At 66.0% G+C, this 16,434-nt stretch carries 16 protein-coding genes; 2 read left to right on the forward strand and 14 right to left on the reverse strand.

Features of this window, described 5'->3' with window-relative positions:
* The first annotated feature begins 30 nt into the window (after positions 1–30).
* The gene (locus H7A86_RS11685; RefSeq protein ID WP_164740047.1) at positions 31–1,257 is read left to right on the forward strand and encodes a CynX/NimT family MFS transporter; all 1,227 of its coding nucleotides are present in this window, start codon (positions 31–33) and stop codon (positions 1,255–1,257) included.
* Here H7A86_RS11685 and H7A86_RS11690 read toward each other — a convergent pair.
* Positions 1,238–3,151 (reverse strand): CocE/NonD family hydrolase, encoded by a 1,914-nt coding sequence (locus H7A86_RS11690; RefSeq protein WP_119128688.1) that lies wholly within the window; start codon positions 3,149–3,151, stop codon positions 1,238–1,240. The two genes, H7A86_RS11685 and H7A86_RS11690, sit on opposite strands and share 20 nt — an antisense overlap.
* A gap of 66 nt (positions 3,152–3,217) precedes the next feature.
* The gene (locus tag H7A86_RS21050; protein ID WP_232099088.1) at positions 3,218–3,775 is read right to left on the reverse strand and encodes a hypothetical protein; all 558 of its coding nucleotides are present in this window, start codon (positions 3,773–3,775) and stop codon (positions 3,218–3,220) included.
* Between the two features lie 37 nt (positions 3,776–3,812).
* Here H7A86_RS21050 and H7A86_RS11700 point away from each other — a divergent pair, with 37 nt between their 5' ends.
* Entirely contained in the window at positions 3,813–4,313 is a 501-nt protein-coding gene (locus tag H7A86_RS11700) for a hypothetical protein (protein WP_232099089.1), read from the forward strand.
* A gap of 70 nt (positions 4,314–4,383) precedes the next feature.
* Here the strand turns inward: H7A86_RS11700 and H7A86_RS11705 are convergent, their stop codons facing one another.
* From H7A86_RS11705 to H7A86_RS11760, 12 genes are all read right to left on the reverse strand, one after another.
* Positions 4,384–5,628 (reverse strand): glutamate-5-semialdehyde dehydrogenase, encoded by a 1,245-nt coding sequence (locus H7A86_RS11705; protein WP_119131464.1) that lies wholly within the window; start codon positions 5,626–5,628, stop codon positions 4,384–4,386.
* 123 nt (positions 5,629–5,751) lie between these two features.
* Positions 5,752–6,906, reverse strand: a complete 1,155-nt coding sequence (gene proB, locus H7A86_RS11710; RefSeq protein ID WP_119131463.1) for a glutamate 5-kinase — start codon at positions 6,904–6,906, stop codon at positions 5,752–5,754.
* A gap of 13 nt (positions 6,907–6,919) precedes the next feature.
* A complete protein-coding gene (locus tag H7A86_RS11715; protein WP_115676911.1) occupies positions 6,920–7,180 on the reverse strand; it encodes a YciI family protein in 261 nt (86 codons plus the stop codon).
* A complete protein-coding gene (locus H7A86_RS11720) occupies positions 7,180–7,533 on the reverse strand; it encodes a cupin domain-containing protein (RefSeq protein WP_180496635.1) in 354 nt (117 codons plus the stop codon). Before H7A86_RS11720 ends, H7A86_RS11715 begins: the two co-directional genes overlap by 1 nt.
* Positions 7,533–8,828 carry an argininosuccinate lyase gene (locus tag H7A86_RS11725; RefSeq protein WP_119131462.1) on the reverse strand — a complete coding sequence of 432 codons (1,296 nt, stop codon included), beginning with the start codon at positions 8,826–8,828 and terminating at the stop codon, positions 7,533–7,535. The genes H7A86_RS11720 and H7A86_RS11725 overlap by 1 nt, the downstream gene beginning before the upstream one ends.
* A 126-nt stretch (positions 8,829–8,954) precedes the next feature.
* A complete protein-coding gene (gene argC / locus H7A86_RS11730) occupies positions 8,955–9,905 on the reverse strand; it encodes an N-acetyl-gamma-glutamyl-phosphate reductase (RefSeq protein ID WP_119131461.1) in 951 nt (316 codons plus the stop codon).
* The gene (locus tag H7A86_RS11735; protein ID WP_119131538.1) at positions 9,902–10,513 is read right to left on the reverse strand and encodes a GNAT family N-acetyltransferase; all 612 of its coding nucleotides are present in this window, start codon (positions 10,511–10,513) and stop codon (positions 9,902–9,904) included. Before H7A86_RS11735 ends, argC begins: the two co-directional genes overlap by 4 nt.
* A gap of 5 nt (positions 10,514–10,518) precedes the next feature.
* On the reverse strand, positions 10,519–11,862 hold the full coding sequence (locus H7A86_RS11740; RefSeq protein WP_119131460.1) for an acetylglutamate kinase: 1,344 nt from the start codon (positions 11,860–11,862) through the stop codon (positions 10,519–10,521).
* Positions 11,863–11,910: 48 nt separating this feature from the next.
* Positions 11,911–13,011, reverse strand: a complete 1,101-nt coding sequence (locus tag H7A86_RS11745) for an acetylornithine deacetylase (protein ID WP_119131459.1) — start codon at positions 13,009–13,011, stop codon at positions 11,911–11,913.
* A gap of 196 nt (positions 13,012–13,207) precedes the next feature.
* On the reverse strand, positions 13,208–14,449 hold the full coding sequence (locus tag H7A86_RS11750; protein WP_180707865.1) for an argininosuccinate synthase: 1,242 nt from the start codon (positions 14,447–14,449) through the stop codon (positions 13,208–13,210).
* Between the two features lie 52 nt (positions 14,450–14,501).
* A complete protein-coding gene (locus tag H7A86_RS11755; RefSeq protein ID WP_119131457.1) occupies positions 14,502–15,533 on the reverse strand; it encodes an N-acetylornithine carbamoyltransferase in 1,032 nt (343 codons plus the stop codon).
* Between the two features lie 312 nt (positions 15,534–15,845).
* Complete coding sequence (locus H7A86_RS11760) at positions 15,846–16,337, reverse strand: glycine zipper 2TM domain-containing protein (protein WP_164739250.1); 492 nt, start codon at positions 16,335–16,337, stop codon at positions 15,846–15,848.
* Positions 16,338–16,434 lie beyond the last annotated feature (97 nt).

Raw genomic sequence — 16,434 nt, forward strand, 5'->3', positions numbered from 1 at the left:
GTCATTGCCGCTGCCTCCCCGTCCGCCCGGTTGCGTGGTCGCGGCCTGGTGCTGGCTGCCATTTTGTTGTCTGCGTTCAATCTGCGCACCGCGGTGACCTCGTTGACGCCGCTGCTGGAGCGCATTGCCGACGAGTACGCATTCGGCGCGCCCACCATGGGCGCGCTCGGCATGTTGCCGACGGCGGCATTCGCATTGACCGGGGTCGCCACGCCGGCGTTGCTGCGCCGCTTCGGCCTGCTGCGCACGGCGCTGCTGTCGATGGCATTGGCCACCCTCGGCCTGGTGTTGCGCCCGCTGTTGCCGCAGACCACCGGACTGTTCATCGGATCGCTGGTGGCGCTGGCCGGCATGGGCATGGGCAATGTGGTGCTGCCGCCGCTGGTGAAGCGCTATTTCGGCGATCGCGTCGGCGGCGTCAGCACGCTCTACATCACCGTGCTGCAGGTCGGCACCCTGCTGCCGGCACTGCTGGCGGTACCGGTGGCCGATGCGCTGGGCTGGCGCAGCTCGATGGTGGTGTGGGTGTTGCCGGCGCTGCTGGCACTGGTGGCCTGGGCCATGGTGCACACCAACCACCGCCGTCTCCGCGCGACCGGACCGGCACCGGTCACGCCCACACCCGAAGCCGAGGGCCGCGTGGCACGCACCGCCCTGGGCTGGAGCATGGCGGTGACCTTCGGCATGACCTCGCTGGTCACCTATTCGATGTTCACCTGGTTGCCGACCCTGCTGCGCGAAGCCGGCGCCTCGCCCGCGTTCGGCGGCACCATGGTGGCGTTGTTCGCCGCACTGGGCATGGTCGGTGCCTTGACCATGCCGGCGCTGGCAGTGCGCATGCGCAACCCGTTTCCGATCGTGCTGCTGTGCGCGGCCTGCCATCTGGTCGCGTTCGCCGGGCTGTGGTGGGCGCCATTGGCCGCGCCGATCCTGTGGGTGACCCTGCTCGGCCTGGGGCCGAGCACGTTTCCGCTGGCATTGGTGCTGGTCAACCAGCGCAGCCGCACCGCGGCCGGCTCGGCCGCCCTGTCCGGGTTTTCGCAGGGCATGGGCTATGCGATGAGCTGCCTGGGGCCGTTCCTGTTCGGCTGGCTGCACGCCCACCACGGCGGCTGGACCTCGCCATTCGCCTTCCTGGTGATCTGCATCCTGCTGCAACTGGCGGCAGCCTGGGTGGCCTGCCGCCCGCAGCTGCTGGAAGACGTCTGGGCACCGGCGCCGCGCGGCGCCGGCGTGGTCAACGTACCGGCAGACTGATGTAGCTGGGCTGCTCCGGGGTCACGTAGACGCGCTGGGTGGCCTTTTGATAATCGCCGGGCCTGGCGAAGAAGATGTTGTCCACGTAGGTCTGCGGGTTGCGGTCGTACAGCGGAAACAGGCTGGACTGCACCTGCACCATCACCCGGTGGCCCGGCTGGAAGGTGTGGTTGGCAGTCGGCAGGCCGAACTGGAACGCCAGCGGCTGATTGGACGCCAGCGGCTTGGGCGTGCTGAAACTCTCGCGATAGCGGCCGCGGAAGATCGCCAGCGACACCGGCAATTCGTAACCGCCCATCTTCGGACTGGACGCCATCTCGTCCGGATAGACATCGATCAGTTTCACCACCCAGTCGCTGTCGCTGCCACTGGTGGAGGCCTGCAGATGCACTTCCGGTGCGCCGGCGATCTGCAGGGGTTCGGTCAGCGGTTCGGTGACGAAGGTCAGCACATCCGGGCGGCCGTCGACGAAGCGCTGGTCCTGCACCAGCCAGGTGGTCCACATGCTGCGATCGCCGAAGTCCACCGGGCGCGGCACGAACGGCACCGGCTTGGCCGGGTCGGCCACGTACTCCTCGAAGCCCGGCTGCCCCGCCGCCGGCCGCTGGAACGACAGCTTGCCGCCGGCCTGCAGGTACAGCGGTTTGCTGGCCGCGGCACAGCCCTTGGCGCAGCTGCGCGGCCAGGCCTGCAGACGGTCCCAGTGATTCTCTCCGGTGTTGTAGATGAACACCGGCGGCGTGCTCGCCTTGGGCGCGCCATCGACCAGGTATTGGTCGAAGAACGGGCGCAGCACGTCGTGACGGAACTGGCGCGCGGTATCGCCGTCGAAATTCAATGCGCCCAGCGCGCTGCCGTCGTAGTTGACCTGGCTGTGCCGCCACGGGCCCATCACCAGGTAGTTGAGCGTATTGCCCTTGTCGCGCGGCTCCATCGCCGCGTAGCTATGAATCGCGCCCCACATGTCCTCCTGGTCCCACAGCCCCTGCAGCCACATGGTCGGCACCTTGAGCGGCGTGCGCGCCATCACCTTGTCCAGCGCCTGCTCCTGCCAGAACGTGTCGTAGGCCGCGTGTTCGGTGAGCTTGTGCCACCACGGCAGCTGCTCCAGGCCGGCGGCCTTGGCGAAATCGCCCGCCGAGCCGGCACGCAGCAGGTTGCTGTAGTCGTCATGGCCCTGGCGCGCGATGCCGATGCCCTTGCCGCGCTGGGTGAGCTGGCCGGTGAAATAGTCGAAGTTGACCTGGCGGAACGCACCGTAGTTGAACCAGTCGTCGCCCATCCAGCCGTCGATCATCGGGCTTTCCGGCACTGCGACCTTGAGCGCCGGATGCGGGTTGGTCAACGCCATCACCACGGTGAAACCTTCGTAGGACGAGCCGATCATGCCGACCTTGCCGTTGGACTCCTTCACGTTCTTCACCAGCCAGTCGATGGTGTCCCAGGCATCGGTGGCATGGTCCACCTCGCTGGGATTGAGCGCACCGCGCAGCGGCCGGGTCATCACGTAATCGCCTTCCGAGCCGTACTTGCCGCGCACGTCCTGGATCACGCGGATATAGCCGCCTTCCACGAACACGTCATCGCCCTGTGCGAGCAGGTCCTTCATATGCGGCGAGGCCATGCGCTCGGTGCGCCCGCTGGCGTTGTACGGGGTGCGCGTCAGCACCATCGGTGCGTTGCGTGCGCCCTTGGGCAGCACGATCACCGTATGCAGCTTGACCCCGTCGCGCATCGGGATCATGACCTCGCGCTTGATGTAGTCGTTGGCGGCATCGCTGGCCACGAACGGCTTGCCGGTGATGTCCGGCGTCATCGGCGAGGTTTGCGCCAGCGCGCCGCCGGTGGCGGCGGCAATGGCGGTGGCGAGCAGGCAGGCGGCAAAACGGCGCATCGACGACTCCGGAACGTGCGGGGGCAGTCCTCGACTGTAGGCAGGACGCGGCCTGCCGGGGGAGTGTCAAAGGTCGTGGTTGGCGGGATGGGAACACGCGGGCCAACCGCAAGGCGCGGCCCCGGCATCTGAACCAACGGAGTCCATGTATCGCTCAGCTGGCAGCCGCGAAGGCCTGGCGAGAACAATGACCAGCGCATCACTGCCGCCAAGTCGCGCGCAATCAAACCCAACGATCAGCAGCGAAATATGCCATTGCTCGCGCATCGCGTGCTGGAGGCGATGCTGATATCCACGATTCGCACGCAAGTCGATCGCTTCGCGCTTCCATTTTTCGAAAGGGATGTTCCCGCACATGATGGAGCGGCCTTTACCAATCAGGTGCTCATCCATGGGTATTTGCGGTTCCGTCGATCGTGTCCAGTCGGGAAGATTCACATATACCGAAAGTTCTCCGGCCCAGCAGCCGCCAGCGGGCAGCACTCCACAGCGCGTCAACAGCCCCGACCACGCAGATGGCGTGCTGGCAGGACTGAGCAGCGTGAGCCATCGCAGGAGTGCGAGCAGATCGTCTTCACGACAGCGCTCCCTCTCGCCGAGCCTTAGGGCTGTCAGCGAGGTCATGCAGTCCGTCAGGGCCGAGTACTACAAGGCGCCCCGCTTGAAATCGAGCAACAAAAAGAGAAACGCTGGCTTTGAGGAGGCCGTTCGAATCCACAATGCGACTGCAGAGATCGCCCGGATGCGACAGCAGGTGGATAACCTGGAAGAGGACGTGGTGTCGGCGGCCATGGATGGGAACGCGCACAATTGCGGTGAGCTGGCTACCCTGGCCGTCCACTATTTGCAGCAAGATCACAACCAGATCGCACGCCTTGCTTTCTTCAATGGAACAGCGCACACCGCCGCGATCGTCGGCCCAGTGCCGCGCGCAGGCAGCTTGCCTTCGGACATGACAGATTGGGACGCGGACATCTATGTCTGCGACCCCTGGTGCAATATCGCCTGCAGGGCAAACGACTATCCCGCCGAATTCAAAGAAAAGATGGAAAAGTGGGACCGCGCGGGGAAACAGGTGTGGCTGTCAGGAACTGGCTTCGTTTCCCCAACAAGCGATGAATGGATGAGCACGGTGCTTGGAGGAGAAAAGCGGGCCACGTGATCGAGTCGATGTCGGCCAGTGGCGCTGCAATGCACAGCGCCACAGGACTAAGCCGGCAACGCATGCCACTTCAATGGCGTACCTGGCCTTCGCCACGCACCACGAAGCGCTCCACGGTGAGCGCTTCCAGGCCCATCGGGCCGTAGGAATGCAGGCGCGTGGTGGAGATGCCGATCTCCGCACCCAGGCCGAGCTCGCCGCCGTCGGAGAAGCGCGAGGACGCGTTGACCATCACCACCGCCGAGCGCAGCGACTGCACGAACTGCTCGGCATTGGCGGCGTCCCGGGTGGCGATCACCTCGGTGTGGTCCGAGCCGTACTGGCGGATATGCGCCAGCGCGGTGTCCAGATCCGGCACCACGCGGATGGCCAGGATCAGGTCGAGGAATTCGGCGGCGTAGTCCTCGTCGCTGGCGGCGCCAATATCCGGCAACAGTGCGCGCGTTGCCGCATCGCCACGCAGCTCCACGTTACGGTCGCGCAGGGCCTGCGCGGCCGCCGGCAGGAAACGCGCGGCGATGTCGGCATGCACCAGCAAGGTCTCCAGCGCATTGCAGGCCGATGGCCGGCTGGCCTTGCCATCGACCAACAGACGCACGGCCAGATCCACGTCCGCCGACGCATCCACGAACAGATGGCACACGCCCTTGTAATGCTTGATCACCGGCACGCGCGCATGCTCGGCGACGAAGCGGATCAGTCCTTCGCCACCACGCGGAATCGCCAGATCGACGATATCGCTGAGTTGCAGCAGCTCCAGCATGGTCTCGCGGCGTAGATCCTCCACCAGCGTCAGCGCCGCTTCCGGCACGCCGGCCTCGTGCAAGGCGCGCTGCAGGGCGCGCGCAATCGCGGTATTGGAGTGGATCGCTTCCGAGCCGCCCCGCAGGATCACGCCATTGCCGGCCTTGATGCACAGCGCTGCCGCATCGGCAGTCACATTCGGGCGTGCTTCGTAGATCATCGCGATCACCCCCAGCGGCACGCGCACCTTCTGCACGACGATGCCATTGGGGCGAACATCCTCGCGCGTGACCTGCCCGACCGGATCGGGCAATTGCGCAACCTCGCGCAAGGCTGCGGCGATGCCGGCCAGGCGCCTGTCGTCCAGTGCCAGCCGGTCGAGCATGGCCGTGCCGGTGCCCTTGGCGCGGGCGGCTTCAAGATCGCGCGCGTTGGCGGCAAGGATCGATGCGGCATCGGCTTCCAGCGCGGCAGCCATCGCCTCCAACAAGGCCTGCTTGGCCTGCGCGGAAAGTTGCGACAGTACTTGCGCCGCATCACGGCATTGCAGGGCGAGGGATTTGATGGTCATTGTGGAATCGGGAGTGGAGAATCGGGAATGGTAAAAGCACGCGCCATCACTTTACTGCGGCAGAATCGGCAGCGGGAAAGTTGGCTGGAAACGCTCTTGCGATTCCCGATTCCCGATTCCCCGCTACAAAAGCACCAGATCATCGCGATGCACCACGTTCTCGCCGTAGCTGTAGCCGAGCACGGGCTCGATATCGCGCGAGTGGCGGCGGGCGATGCGGCGGATATCCACGGCCGAATACTGGCTGACGCCGCGTGCCAGGCGGCGCTCGCCGGCGTCGTCGCGCAGGCGGATCTCCACCATGTCGCCACGCCGGAAATCGCCGTGCGCACCGGCCACCCCGCCCGGCAGCAGCGAGGCGCCCTTGTCGGTCAGCGCGGCGGCGGCACCGGCATCGATCAGGATCGCGCCCGCCTCCACGGGTGCGTGGCGCAGCCAGTACTTGCGGGCGGCGATGCGCGTGCGCGCGGCATGGATCCGCGTGCCATGCAGGCGACCCTGCGCCAGGGCGCGCACCACATCGCCATTGCGGCCGTTGAACAGATAGGTTTCGATGCCGGCCGCACCGGCCTTGGCAGCGGCCTCCAGCTTGGTGCGCATGCCGCCGGTGCCCACGCTGCTGCCGCTGCCGCCGGCCATCGCCAGCACCTCGGCAGTGAGCTCGGGCACCTCGTCGAGCGGCCGCGCCAGCGGATTGCTGCGCGGGTCGGCGCTGTACAACCCGTCGATATCGGTGGCGATGAACAAGGCATCGGCATCGACCAGGGCGGCGACGATCGCGGCCAGGTTGTCGTTGTCGCCCAGCTTGAGCTCGTCCACCGACACGGTGTCGTTTTCGTTGATCACCGGCAACGCGCCCAGCCGCAACAACTCGCCCAGGGTGGCGCGTGCGTTGAGATAGCGGCGGCGGTTACGCAGGTCGTCGTGGGTGAGCAGCACCTGCGCTACCGGGCGCTCGAAGAAGCGCTGCCAGAGCGCGATCAACTGCGCCTGTCCGAGCGCAGCCAGCGCCTGGCGCGCGGCGATCGGTGCGCCGGCCTCGGCCGCCCTGGGCAGGATCGCCCGGCCGGCCGCCACCGCGCCCGACGACACGATCACCAGCTCGCGCCCGGCCGCCAGATTGGCCGACACGAATTGCGCCAGGCCCAATGCGAATCGTGGCGACAAGCCACCGCCATCGGCGGCCAGCAGGCTGCTGCCGACCTTGAGCACTGCGCGTCGCCACGGCGGCAGCGCCTGCTCGGTAAACGACGCAGCAGTGGCGATGGGCGTGCTCATGGCGACGATCTGCTCAGTGCGTGTTCCACTCATGGACGGTCAGCGTGGAGGCATCGCGCAGTACCAGCGGATCACGTGCCACGATCTGCTGCGCCTGCTGCAGGCTGTCCACGTTGACCAGCACGTAGGCGCCACCACTGCCATCGCTGAAGCCGCCGGTCAGCTCCAGCTGCCCGGCCGCGCGAAGCGTGTCGAGAAATGCACGATGCGGCTGCACCACATCGGCCGGGAAATCCGGCTTGCGCATCGCCAATACCAGATAGCGCGTCGCCATCAGCCGGCCTCCTTGTCGGGTGCTGCTTCGCTACGGCCGAACGGCGTGGAAATCACCAGAAAGCGCGCTTCCCTCTCGGACAGGTTGTGCATCTGGTGGGTGGAACCGGGCGGCACATGCAGGCCCTGCCCCGCGCGCAGCACATGCTGCTCGCCGTCCAGCTGCAGCATCACCTCGCCGGCCAGCACATAGAAGAAATGCCGTGCGCGGCTGTGCCGATGGCGCAGTTCGGCAGCGCCCGGCGGCATGCGTTCTTCCAGCACACTCAGGTTGGGGTCGCGCAGCAGGTGCCAGCCATCGCTGGCCTCGCCCCAGGGATAATGTTCTGCGCTGTCGGTACTGATCACGGCCATCAGACCAGCGCCTCCCAGCGGGCACGCAGCACGTCCAGCTGCAGGTCCGCGGCGGCGCCTGGCGAGACGCGCGCGGCCAGGCTGCCTTCCGGCGTGCGGCCCTGCCCGGCGGTGTCGGCCGATTCCGCCGCGGCCTTGTAGGCCTCGCGGAACGGCACACCGGCAACGGCCGCTTCCACCGCCACGTCGGTGGCGTACATGCCCGAATCGATCGCCGCGCGCAGCTTGTCCGGGCGCCATTCCAGGTTGGCCAGCAGGGCCGGCAGCAGTTCCAGCGCCGCCATGCCGCGCCCGAAGCCGTGCACGATGGCGCCCTTGCTGCTCTGCAGGTCGCGGTGATAGCCCGACGGCAGCGACAGCAGCTGTTCGATCTCGGTGCGCGCGGCGGCCACGCTGGCGTGGGTGGCGCGCATCAGCTCGATCACGTCTGGGTTGCGCTTGTTCGGCATGATCGAGCTGCCGGTGGTGTACTGCGCCGGCAGCGCGACGAAGGCGAACTCGCCGCTGGTGAACAACGACAGGTCCCAGGCAATCCGGCGCAGGTCCAGCGTTGCGCTGCCAAGCGCCTCGAGCGCGGCCAGTTCGTACTTGCCACGCGAGAGCTGCGCATAGATCGGCGACACCTGCAGCCGTGCAAAGCCCAGCTCGGCAGTGGTGTGTGCACGGTCCAGCGGCAGGTTGACACCGTAACCGGCCGCGGTACCGAGCGGATTGCTGTCCACCAGACGCAGGGTGTCGGTCGCACGCACCGCATTGTCGATAAAGGCCTCGGCCCAGCCTGCCCACCACATGCCGGCCGAGGACACCACCGCGCGCTGGATATGCGTATAGCCCGGCACCGGCAACGCGGCTTCTGCCTGCGCGCGATCCAGCGCCACCTTGGCGATCTCCGCGCCAAGCTCGGCCACGCGCTGCAGCTTGTCCTTCAACCACAGGCGGGTGGCGACCAGGATCTGGTCGTTACGGCTGCGCCCGGTGTGGATCTTGCGGCCGGCATCGCCCAGCCGTTCGGTCAGGCGCGCTTCGATCGCCGAATGGCAGTCCTCGTAGCGCTCGTCCAGCACGAACGCACCGCTGCGGAAATCGGCAGCCAGCAGATCCAGTTGCTCGCTCAGCCCGCCCAGCTCCTGCAGCGACAGGATGCCGATGTGCTGCAGCCCCTGCGCATGCGCCTTGCTGGCGGCGATGTCGCACAGGAAGAACTCACGGTCCAGGATGACGTCGTCGCCGGCCAGGAAACTCTGGATCTTGGCGTCCACCGCCACGCCGGGTTTTTGCCACAACAGATTGGTCATCGGAAAGCGTCTCGAGTAAGTCGTCCAGTTAAATCACCGCACATGGAGGTGCGGGCTGCTGCGAGGGACTCGCATCTTCGAATCCCCGCACATGGATGTGCGGGCTCTTGCGAGGGACTCGCATCATCAGCCAATCGCAGTCAATTCGTCCCAGACCAACGCCAGGTTGAGATTCTGCATCGCCTGCGTCGCCGCGCCCTTGAGCAGGTTGTCCAGCGTGGCCACCACCACCACCCGCTTGTTGCCCGGCGCCAGCGTCACGCCGCCGATCTGCACGCCATGCCTGCCGGCAATGCGGCTGACCCACGGCGCTTCATCGACGATCTCGATCAGCGGCTCGTCGGCGTAACGCTGCGTGTAGCGCGCCTGGATCTGCTCGCGTGTCAGCGGCTGCTGCAGCCATAGGTTAACGGTCATGGTGATGCCGCGGAAATGCGGCGCCACATGCGGCATGAACTCCACCGGCACGCCGAGCTGCGCAGAGACTTCGCGCTCGTGGATGTGGTTGGTCAGCGCATACGGCATCAGGTTATCGGCCAGCAGCTCGGGGTTGTTCTTGTCCGACGGCGTGGTGCCCGCACCCGAATAGCCGGAGACGCCGAAACACTGCGGCGGGCCGGCCAGTTGGTCGAGCAAAGGGGCGATCGTCAGCTGCATCGCGGTGGCATAGCAACCCGGGTTGCTGATGCGCTTCTGCCCGGCGTAGTTGCCGCGCGTCAGCTCCGGCAACCCGTAATACCAGGCCGGATCGAAGCGGTAATCGGCCGACAGATCAATCAGCAGTGTCTGCGGCCTGGCCGCATCGATCGCCACGACGAAGGGTTCGGCCTTGCCGTTGGGCAATGCCAGGATCACCACGTCGGCGGCCTTGGCGGCCACCGCGTCGGCATCCAGGCTCTCGTAGCGCAATTCGCCACGATACGCAGCGTTGTGGTCGGCCACCGGCTGCCCGGCCAGTTCGCGCGAGGACACGAACAGCAGCTGCAGATGCGGGTGTGCCACCACCAGCTTGATCAATTCCGATCCGGTATGCCCGCGGGCACCGACGATGCCGATGGTCGTTGCTTGAACAGTCATGCGTTTGCTTCCAGGCGGAACTGCAGGTGGCGTTTGACCCCGGCCCATTCCGTATCGATGATGGAGAACACCACGGTATCGCGCGGTGTGCCGTCAGGGTGACGGGTGTGATTGCGCAGCACGCCGTCCTGCTTTGCACCGAGCCGCGCAATCGCCGCGCGCGAGGTGTGATTGAACCAGCTGGTCTCGAACACCACGCTCAGGCAGCCCAGCGTTTCGAAGGCGTGCTGCAGCAGCATCCGCTTGGTGTCGGTATTGACGCCGCTGCGCTGCACGCGCGGCGCGTACCAGGTGTAGCCGATCGACAGCTTGGGCACTGTCGCATCCAGCCCGTAATAGCGCGTGCAGCCGACGACCTCGCCGGCCGCATCGCGTACCACGTAAGGCAGCACCCGCCCGCCGGCTTGCGCATCCAAGGCCGCGCCCACGTAGTCGTCCACCTGCGCCGGTGCCGGCACGCCGGTGTACCACAGCCGCGACAAGGCCCCATCGCCCAGCGCGCCGCGCAGACCATCGGCATGCGCAGCCTGCAATGGTTCCAGTGTTGCGTGTTGCCCGCGTAGCGTGGGCAGCTCGCGCCAAAGCAATGGCAATGCGACGGGCGCCATCGTACTCAGCCCAGCAGCGTCGGCTGGCGCGTCGCACAATGCGCCACGCAATGCTGGATCTGCTCGAAGCTCTCCAGCCCGTACCAGAACACCTTCCACTTCTCCTGCTTGATGCAGCCGTCGGACTCGGCGTAGTAGAAGATGTTGACCTGGTTGTTGTGCCGCGAGCGCCAGAACAGCTGCGGAGTCTCCTCGCGCATCACGTTCCATACCGCACGGCCCAGGCCTTCGCCCTGCGCATCGTCGAGCACGGCGAACTTGTCCAGGTAGATCAACGCGCTTGCACCCAGCATGCCCTCATCGGTGAGGATCACCGCCGCGCGATAGTTCTCGCTGACGTAGGCGCGCAGCAACCTGGTGCTGCTGAAGTACTCGGGCACCAGCGTGCGGCCGAAGCTGGATTCGATCAGGGTCTTGAGCCGTGGCAGGTCCAGTTCGTCCCAGGAGGTCGCGCGCAACACGCGCTCGCCGCGCCGCACCAGCGTGCCCGAACCCTTGTGCGTGAACAGCTCCTTGGCCAGATCCGCCGGCCGGGTGATCGATACCGATGATTCCAGCGGCAGGCGATCGAGCAGGTCCTTGATCTGTTCGATCTTGACCCGCATCCCGCCATTGATCCACGGCTGCTGCATCAGGTGATCGAACTCGGTGGACAGGTTGATCGAATCGATCACCTTGCCATCGGCATCCAGCAGACCGCCGGTGCCGGTGAGGAAGATGATCTTGTATGGCTGCAGCTCCTGCACCAGTTCGTTGGCGGCAAAATCCGCGTTGATGTTGAGGATCTGCCCGCTCGGCGTCTCGCCCAGGCTGGTGATCACCGGAATCGAGCCGGCCTGCAGGCTGGCTTCGATCGGCGCCAGGTTCACCGCCTTGACCTCGCCGACCAGGCCATAGGTGTCGCGATCCAGATACTGCGCTTCGAACACGCCGCCGGTGATCGAGGTCGCACGCGCGCCATTCTGCTGCAGCGCTTCCACCAGCTTGAGGTTGGAGGCCTGGAACACCTTGCGCACGATCGCCAGGGCTTCGGGCGAGGTCACCCGCAAGCCGCTGACGGTCTGTTTTTCGATGCCCGCTGCAGACAGCTCCGCATCCAGCTGCGGGCCGGCGCCATGCAGCACGATCGGGGTCAGGCCCACTTCCTGCAGGAACGACAGCGACGAGGTCAGCGCGTCCAGGTCGTCGCGCAGCACCGCGCCGCCCACCTTGACCACCGCAAAGCGTTTGGCATCCAGCTGCGAGAAACGCTTGAGGTACTGGCTGATTTCCTTGGCGCTGGCCATGCTCGAAAGCAGGCGCACGATGGTCTGACGGGTCTGTTTGTGAGGCTGTGCGGAGAGGGACATTGCCGTGATCGAAGAGAGGAATGGCCGCGCCAGGCGCGGAACGCGGGTTCAGTTGCAGCCGTTGATGATGCGATGGACCGACTCGGCGTAACGCTGCAACTGCGCAAGCGTCACGAACTCGTCGGCGGTGTGCGCCTGGGCGATGTCGCCCGGTCCATACACCAGTGCGGTATAGCCACCGGCCGAGAACAGCGAGGCCTCGGTCCAGAAATCCACTGCATTGCCGATCGGCAGGTCCAGCGCATCGGCGACATCGCGTGCGGCCAGGCGGCGCTCTTCTGCACGCGCGATGTCACCCGACGGCAGGCTCGGCCCGCGAAAGGTTTCTTCGAACTGCGCTGCCGCAGGATTGGCGAAGCCAGCAAACGTGGCCAGCAAGCCATCCACATCCATCGACGGCAACGGACGAAAGCCGAAACGCAGCTCGGCCGCCGGCGCGATCATGTTGGCCTTGATGCCACCCTCGACGCGGCCGATGTTGAAACGCAGGCCGGTCAGGCCGCCGAAGCGCGCATGCGCCAGCGACTCGACATGCTCCAGCGCCCTGCCGCCCCAGCGCATCGCCTGGTGCAGCGCACTGGCGGATGGATCCTGCTTGCCCGACGCATGCCCGGCACGCCCGGCAAAGCGCATCAGCACGGAGCTGATTCCGCGATGCGCCAGCACCGCCTCGCTCATGGTCGGCTCGGCGACCAGCACCGCGTCATACGGCACGCCGCGCGCCAGGAACGCGGCGATGCAGCGCGGGTCGTTGGCTTCCTCGTCGGAGGAAAACAGGAATGCCGCATCGCCCTGCCCGGCATTGGCCGCCGCCACCAGCGCCGCTGCCGCCCCCTTGATGTCGCAGACGCCCAGGCCGATCACGCGATCATCGGTACGCCGCATCACGTGCGGATCGGCACTCCAGTGCGGCGAATCCGGCACCGTATCCAGATGCACGTTGAACAGGTACTTGGGCGCACCGCGCACCGCATACAGGCTTACCGCACCGGCACCGTGGTCGATCACCTCGACCTGGAACCCGGGCAGCTGCGCGCGCAGATAATCGAAGATGCCGCCCTCGGCAGCGATCGCCCGCGGCGGGTTGCGGGTGTCGAAGGACACCAGCTTTTGCAGATGCGTCAGTGTGTTGTCGAGCAGTGTGGTCATTGATCGCGTCTTGATTGCGTCGGCCAGAGGGTGGACGGTCTTTCTAACGCCCATCTGGCCCTTCCCCCGCCTGCGGGGGAAGGTGCCCGACAGGGCGGATGGGGGCATGCGGCAGGTCGCCCTCATCCGGCGCGATGCGCCAGCTTCTCCCGCACGCGGGAGAAGCAAGATGCCGGCTGCCTGCGGAGCGGTCGCCTCAGCGATTCACCTGCGCATACAGCGTCGAGCTCATCCCGAACAGCTTGATGAAGCCTTCCGCCTCTTCCACGCCCCAGTCGGCCGACTGCGCATAGGTCGCGCCCTTGGTGTTGAGCAGATGCGGCGAACGCACCGCCACCGCATCGACGCGGCCACCGCGGGTTTCCAGCGTGACCTCGCCGTTGACCTTGGACTGCGACGACTTCAAAAACGCCTCGATATCGGTCTTGAGCGGGTCGTGGTAGAAACCTTCGTACACCAGCTCCACCCACTTGCGCGCCACATCCGGCTTGAAGCGGTTCTGCTGCTTGGTCAGCACCGCATCTTCCAGCGCGCGGTGCGCGGTCAGCAGCGAAATCAGGCCGGGCGCTTCGAAGACGATGCGGCCCTTCAAACCGATCACGGTGTCGCCGGTATACACGCCGCGGCCCACGCCGTAGGGCGCAAACAGCTTGTTAAGCTGGGCCAGGATGTGCTCGCCGGGCAGCGTCTTGCCGTTGAGCGCGACCGCCTCGCCTTCGACGAACGTCAGGGTGACGGTCAGCGCTTCGGCCGGCCACTCGCTGCGCGGCGCGCACCAGCCACGCGCACCTTCACCCGGCGCTTCCCAACGGTCGATCTCGCCGCCGGACATGGTCAGCCCGAGCAGGTTCTCGTTGATGGTGTAGGCCTGCTGCTTGGCGCGCACGCCGAAGCCGCGCTCTTCCAGATACTTCTGCTCGTAGGCGCGGGTCTGGGTGTGCTCCTTCTGGATCTCGCGGATCGGCGCCACGATCTGGTAATCGCCCAACGCCTTCACTGCCAGGTCGAAACGCACCTGGTCGTTGCCCATGCCGGTGCAGCCGTGGGCGATGCTGCGCGTACCCAGTTCCCCGGCGCGCTTGAGCGCGGCATCGACGATCAGGTAACGGTCGGACACCAGCAACGGATACTGGCCCTGGTAGCCCTCGCCGGCCCACACGAACGGTTTGACAAAGCCCTGCCAGATGGCCGGACCGCCATCGACGGTGACATGGCTGGCCGCGCCCAGCTCGGCGGCACGCTTCTCGATGAAGTCGCGTTCCTCCGCATCCACGCCGCCGGTATCGGCGAACACGGTGTGCACCGCATAGCCCTGCGCCTGCAGATACGGAATGCAGAAGCTGGTGTCGAGGCCGCCGGAGAAGGCGAGAACGATATCCTTCTTGCCGCCGGGAATCGGGAGTTGGGAATCGGGAATGGTGGAAGCAGTGCTCATCATTGTTTCCTTGGTACGTAAAAGTGGGGATCAACGTTCTTGCTGTTGCGATTCTCTATTCCCGATTCCCGATTCCCGCTTGCGAAGCGAGCGCCGCCATGATCGCCTTCTGGACATGCAGGCGGTTCTCGGCCTCGTCGATGGCGATGCAGTTGGGCGAATCCATCACCGCGTCGGTGGCCTTGACGTTGCGACGCAGCGGCAGGCAGTGCGAGAACACGCCGTTGTTGGTCAGCGCCATCTTGCGTTCGTCGACGATGAAGTGCTGGTACTGGTCGCGGATCGGCTTTTCCGGCTCCCAGTTGCCGAAGAACGGCAGTGCGCCCCAGCTCTTGGCATACACCACGTCGGCACCGGCATAGGCGCTGTCGATGTCGTGGCTGACCTGCAGCGAGCCGCCGCTTTCGGCCACGTTCTGCGCCGCCCAGTCCATGTAGCGCTCGTCCAGGATGTAGTCCGGCGTCGGGCACAGCAGGGTCACGTCCATGCCCATGCGGGTGGCGATGGTCAGCGCGGAATTGGCCACCGCGGTGTTCAACGGCTTGGGGTGATAGGTCCAGGTGAGCACGTACTTCTTGCCGCGCAGATCCTGGGTGCCGAAGTGTTCCTGCAAGGCCAGCGCGTGCGCCAGCTCCTGGCACGGGTGGGTGATCGTCTCCATGTTGATCACCGGTACCGGCGAATACCTGGCGAAGCTCCTGAGCACCTGGTCCTCGCGGTCCTTGGACCAGTCGACGAACTTCGGGAATGCGCGCACGCCGATCAGGTCGACATAGCGGCCCAGCACGCGCGCCACTTCGGCGATGTGCTCCTCGGTGTCGCCATCCATCACCGTGCCCAGATTGAACTCGATCGGCCAGGCATCCTTGCCCGGCTGCAGCACCACTGCATGCCCGCCCAGCTGGAACGCGCCCAGCTCGAAGCTGGTCCGCGTGCGCATGGACGGGTTGAAGAACACCAGCGCGATCGACTTGCCCTTCAGCTCGCTTCCCAGCTTGTTGCGTTTGAACAACGCGGCCTGGGTCAACAGCGCGTCCAGTTCGGCGCGGCTCCAGTCCTGGGTGTTCAAGAAGTGCTTCAGTGACATCGATCGGTCCTTGTGCTGCGTGCTTCTGCTGCGTGGTCCGCCAGGAGCGACGGGGTGCGCGACATGCGCGTTTCTTGCGGTTGAAACTTTTGTGACGTCAAAACGAAAAAACCCAGCCTCAGGGCTGGGTTTTCAACAGCGGAACAGCCAAACGCTCCGGTTACCCAGCGAAAATGTGGGATTCCGGTCGGCGGGCACGCGAGGTCATGCCGGAGGCCATCCGGGCGGCGCTGGTGTCGTGCTGAAAGGCGTTTGCGTGCATAGGGCGCGAATCCTCGCATGCATGCGGGTACGGCGCAACCGCTGCGCGACTCAGCGCGGCGGCGCGACGATGGCGTCGGGGATGTAGGGGGTGACCGACACACGGATGCGCAGCCGGTTGCCCGGGTCTTCCGGCAGCCGCGAGCGGTACTTGGTGCCCTTGTAGACGTAGTCCACGTCGAAGGCGATCGGCCGCCGGAACTCGCGCGGCACCTCCACCACCCGGCAGTTGCGCCGCGTGCTGGTCGGTGGCACTGCCATCGGCACGGCGGCCGGCTCGGGGCGCCGCGAGAACATCTCCTTGACCGAATCCACCATCCGGTTGATGCGGCCTTCGTCCTCGGCCGGTACTACCGGCGCGACCGGCTCGGCCTCGCACTGCTCCTCGATGCGGGTGGCACGCAAGGTCTGGTAGACCGGCTCGACGTTGAGCACCTGCGCGTAATCCAGCTTCACGTTCTCGATCACCACCACCCTGTTCTTGGGATCGGTCTCTGCCGCATGCGCTGACGGTGCCTGCCAGGCGAACACACACAGCAGCAGGAAGAACGGGGAAGGTCGCATCAGTACCAGGGGGCGGAGCGAAGCAATACGTAAGTGTATGGAGCTTGCGATCCCTTGGGCTGAACGCAGCCCATCC

Source organism: Xanthomonas euroxanthea, assembly GCF_903989455.1.
Taxonomy (GTDB): Bacteria; Pseudomonadota; Gammaproteobacteria; order Xanthomonadales; family Xanthomonadaceae; genus Xanthomonas; species Xanthomonas euroxanthea.